This window comes from uncultured Oscillibacter sp. (assembly GCF_910587525.1).
Taxonomy (GTDB): domain Bacteria; phylum Bacillota; class Clostridia; order Oscillospirales; family Oscillospiraceae; genus Oscillibacter.
This window is the reverse complement of the sequence record NZ_CAJULS010000217.1, coordinates 1-2,756: the sequence shown is the minus strand read 5'-3', so window position 1 is coordinate 2,756 and position 2,756 is coordinate 1. Positions and strand designations below refer to the sequence as shown.

The following is a 2,756-nucleotide window of genomic DNA, read 5'->3' as shown; positions in this document are numbered from 1 at the left end:
GACCTCCCGCTCCCCGTCGGCCTCCAGAGGCTTCCACGCCTTTGCTCCATTCATATGCACACCTCCTTCAATATCTTTCAGGGCTAGAATATATCATAGATTTGATATTTCGGCAAGAGGAAAGACGGGAGATTTTTCCGCAGGCTAACTGGAAATTATATGTAAAATACCTAAAGTCCGGCATGAATTTGATATATCTTTCTTTAATTTTGTATACGCTTTTTCGGCGGCACTTTATAATGAGGGGAGCATCACAGCAGACGGCTGTATCAAATTGGAAATAGGAGGAAACGATCGTGAAGAGAAGAATTTGGTATGCCGCTCTGATGGCCGCGATGATTCTTGGCCTTCTGAGCGGGTGCGGCTCCAGTCCCGGCGGTTCGGATGTTGTGCCGGGCGTGGAGGGCAAGATCCTCAACATCTACGTGTGGAACGATGAGTTCCAGGGGAAGTTCAACGCCAACTATCCTGAGATCGACCATCTGTCCAACGACAAGTCCGTCACCTTCCTGAAGGACGGCACGGAGATCCACTGGGTCATCAACCCCACTCAGGACGGCGTCTACCAGCAGAAGCTGGACGAGGCGCTGCTCAAGCAGGACCGTGTCTCCGCCGATGAGCGGGTGGACATGTACCTGGTGGAGGCCGACTACGCGCTGAAATACATCGACCCGGAGGCCAATGTGGCCATGCCCATCTCCCAGCTTGGCATCACGGACGCGGACATCGCCAACCAGTACCGCTACACCTTGGACGCCATGCGGACGGCTGACGGCGAGATCCGGGGCCTCAGCTACCAGGCGACCCCCGGGATGCTGGTCTACCGCCGCTCCATCGCTAAGGCCGTTCTGGGCACCGACGACCCGGAGACCGTGGCCGCCGCCGTCTCCGACTGGGATAAATTCTATGAGACGGCGGAGCGGATGAAGGACGCCGGCTACTACATGTACTCCGGCCGGGCCGACACCTACCGGGTGTACTCCAACAACGTCTCCTCCCCCTGGGTCAAAAACGACAAGACCGTGGTGGTGGATCCCAATATGATGCGGTGGGTGGAGCGCTCCTTGGAGGATACCCGGAGCGGGATCAACCACAATGTGCCGGGCCAGTGGATCGACGAGTGGAACAAGGACATGGGCCCGGACTCCAAGGTTTTCTGCTTCTTCCTGCCCGCCTGGGGCCTGGACGTGTGCATCAAGCCCAACGTGACGGACACTGCCGCCGCCCAGGACTGGGCCTCCTGCCCCAGCCCCCAGAGCTTCTTCTGGGGCGGCACCTGGCTGGTGGCCGCCCAGGGCTCCGACAACCCCGAGCACGTGAAGGACATTATGCTCAAGATGACGGCGGACCGGGACATCCTCCGGAGCCTTGCGGTGAACAATGGGGAGATGAGCAACGACCAGCCCCTGATGGAGGAGCTGGCCCAGTCCCCCGACTTCGGCATTGAGCTGCTGGGCGGGCAGAATTACCTGGGCGTGCTGTCCGAGGTGGCCGCCAATATCGACCTGAGCAACATCTCCTCCTATGACCAGGGCTGTGTCGAGGAATTCCAGAACACCTTCGGCGACTACTTCAACGGCAAGATCAGCCTGGAGAAGGCCAAGGCCAATTTTGAGATGTCCATCACCGAACGCTACCCCTGGCTGGTAGGCGGCGGCGTGGAATGGCCGTAAAAGCGGCAGACCATTGATACTGTGAAAGGGGGACCTCTTATGCAAAACCAGAAGAAACTCAAAACCGTCAGCTACGCCAAATGGGGCTATCTGTTCATCCTGCCCTTCTTCCTGTCCTACGCCATCTTTTCCCTGATTCCGCTGGCGGACACCATTCGCAACAGCTTCTATGAGTACTACGCCTTCGGCCTGAAGACGGTGGGCCCCAACTGGACGGGCCTCAGCAATTACATCTCCCTGCTCTCCTCGGACCTGCCCAAGTACGCCTGGAACACCTTCGTCATGTGGATCCTGGGCTTCGTGCCCCAGATCGTGGTGGCCCTGGTGCTGGCGTCCTGGTTCACCGACGCCCGGCTGAAGATCCGGGGCAAGCAGTTTTTCAAGGTGGTCATCTACCTGCCGAACCTGATCATGGCCTCCGCGTTTGCCATGCTGTTCTTCGCCCTGTTCTCCAACGCGGGACCCATCAACAACATCCTCCTCAACATGGGCGTGATCGGGGAGGCCATCCGGTTCATGGAGTCCACCCTGGGCGCCCGTACCTTGGTGGGCCTGATGAACTTCCTCATGTGGTTCGGCAACACCACCATTATGCTGATGGCGGCCATCATGGGCATCAACCCCTCCATCTTTGAGGCGGCGGAGCTGGACGGCTGCACCCACCTCCAGAAGTTCTTCAAGATTACCCTTCCCCAAATCAAGCCCCTGCTGACCTACACACTGATTACCTCCCTCATCGGCGGTCTCCAGATGTTCGACGTGCCCCAGATCCTCACCGGCGGCAAGGGCGCGCCCGACCGGACCACCATGACCCTGATTATGTACCTCAACAAGCACCTCCAGGCCAAGAACTACGGCATCGCCGGTGCGCTGTCCGTGTTCCTCTTCATCATCAGCGCCATCCTCTGCTGGTTCGTCTTTAAGATGAACACCGATCCCGACCCCGACGGCTCCAAGTCCGCCGCCAAGCGCGCCAAGAAAGGGGGCAACGCGTAATGCAGGAAAAGAGATCTCACGGGCGTGAAATTCTCGCCCATGTCGTTTTGATTATCTTGGCGTTCCTGTGCCTGTTCTTCTTCTACA

General features: G+C 58.3%; 2 protein-coding genes. Both read left to right on the top strand.

Annotated elements, in window-relative coordinates:
* Window positions 1-296 precede the first annotated feature (296 nt).
* A complete protein-coding gene (locus QZ326_RS12685; protein WP_295736706.1) occupies window positions 297-1,673 on the top strand; it encodes an extracellular solute-binding protein in 1,377 nt (458 codons plus the stop codon).
* 39 nt (window positions 1,674-1,712) lie between these two features.
* Window positions 1,713-2,669, top strand: a complete 957-nt coding sequence (locus tag QZ326_RS12680; protein ID WP_295736703.1) for a carbohydrate ABC transporter permease — start codon at window positions 1,713-1,715, stop codon at window positions 2,667-2,669.
* Window positions 2,670-2,756: the final 87 nt, after the last annotated feature.

Excerpts from the sequence above, each read along its gene's own strand:
- QZ326_RS12680 (WP_295736703.1), top strand. The coding sequence starts at position 1,713 with ATGCAAAACCAGAAGAAACTCAAAACCGTCAGCTACGCCAAATGGGGC.